The following is a 1249-nucleotide window of genomic DNA, read 5'->3' on the forward strand; positions in this document are numbered from 1 at the left end:
CGGGTGGGGGGAAGCCGGCACGGAGGGGGTCTCTGTGGTGGCTGCTCCTTGTTGTGGTCCCGGTGAGTGCGGCGCGGACGGGAGAGCCAGGCACAGGGCTGCTGCGATGCAGGCCGCGGCCGCGCCCAGGGCGTGTCGGCGGTGGCGGCGCCGGTCGGCGCGCCGGCGGATCTCCGCAGCGGGCAGGGTCGGTGCGGGCATCTGCGTGCCGAGCAGCCGCAGCCGGTCGGCGAGGGTGTCGTGGATGGGGTCAGACACGGAGCTTTCCTTCCTCGCCGGCCGGGGTCAGGTCGGCGAGTCTGGCCGCGAGCGCGGCCCGGCCGCGGGCGAGGCGGCTCTTGACGGCGCTGACGCTGGCGCCGGTATCGGCCGCGACCTGCTCGACGGAGAGATCGCACATGTGGTGCAGGACCAGGGCGCTCCGCTGTGCCTCGGGCAACTCGCGGAGCGCGGCGACCAGCATCAGGTGCTCCTCGGTGGGCGGCTCGACGGTGGGTGGTTCCTGGCGGTGGTGGCGTCCGGCCAAGTGCAGGCCCCGGGCCAGACGTCGCCAGCGGGAGAGGGCCAGCCGCCGGGCCGTGGTCCGGATCCATGCCTCCGGGGCGTTGCCCGGGTCGAAGGTACGCCTTCGGTCCCACGCGCGGATGAAGGCCTCCTGGACCACGTCCTGCGCTTCGGACCAGTTGCCGGTTATCGCGTAGAGCTGCCCGGTCAGGCGGGAGAAGGACGCCGCGTAGAACGCGTCGAACTCCTGTGGCGTCATCAAGGGCCTCTCTTCCGGGGCTGTCCGTCAGCTCGCGGCACAGGCGGTGCGCGAGGAAGCACTCCTCGGCCGCGGCGGCGGATCCGTGCGTCCTGGGCGGAGCCTCCCGCCCTGTACGCACGAGCCCCGTCCCGGCGTTGCGCCCACGGACTATGACGTGGATCACGTGTGCGGGGTGCGACCCGCCGGGCGCCGGGAGGCGTACAGGGGTGCTGGCATCAACCGGACGCCCGCAGGAAAGGACACGGATTCATGCGTATCCGCCCGATCATGCTCATCGCCGCCACCGTCACCGCCGCGGCCATCGCGACCGCGGGGGGAATGGCCACTGCCGCACCCGGCACCTCCACGCCCACCCCCACGGCCCAAGGCAAGCCCTCCGGTGCGCCCACCGCCACGCCCACCGCCACGGCCTCCGACGCCGGCTCGGCCGACGCCTCGGTGATCCCCGGCGGCGGCTCGGCCGTCACCGGTGCGACTGCTACC

The 1249-nt window shown here is 73.9% G+C and carries 1 protein-coding gene and 2 pseudogenes; 1 reads left to right on the forward strand and 2 read right to left on the reverse strand.

Features of this window, described 5'->3' with window-relative positions; translation table 11 throughout:
- Positions 1 to 258: pseudogene (locus tag ACFVGO_RS39375) on the reverse strand (hypothetical protein); the annotation flags it as partial.
- Positions 251 to 763 carry a SigE family RNA polymerase sigma factor gene (locus ACFVGO_RS39380; RefSeq protein ID WP_359915663.1) on the reverse strand — a complete coding sequence of 171 codons (513 nt, stop codon included), beginning with the start codon at positions 761 to 763 and terminating at the stop codon, positions 251 to 253. The gene ACFVGO_RS39380 and the pseudogene ACFVGO_RS39375, both read right to left, overlap by 8 nt.
- Positions 764 to 1015: 252 nt before the next feature.
- On the opposite strand from ACFVGO_RS39380, the pseudogene ACFVGO_RS39385 reads away from it, so the two are divergent.
- Positions 1016 to 1249 (forward strand): annotated as a pseudogene (locus ACFVGO_RS39385) (hypothetical protein); the annotation flags it as partial.

It is taken from the genome of Kitasatospora sp. NPDC057738, from assembly GCF_042798815.1.
In the GTDB taxonomy this organism is placed as follows: domain Bacteria; phylum Actinomycetota; class Actinomycetes; order Streptomycetales; family Streptomycetaceae; genus Kitasatospora; species Kitasatospora lactacystinica.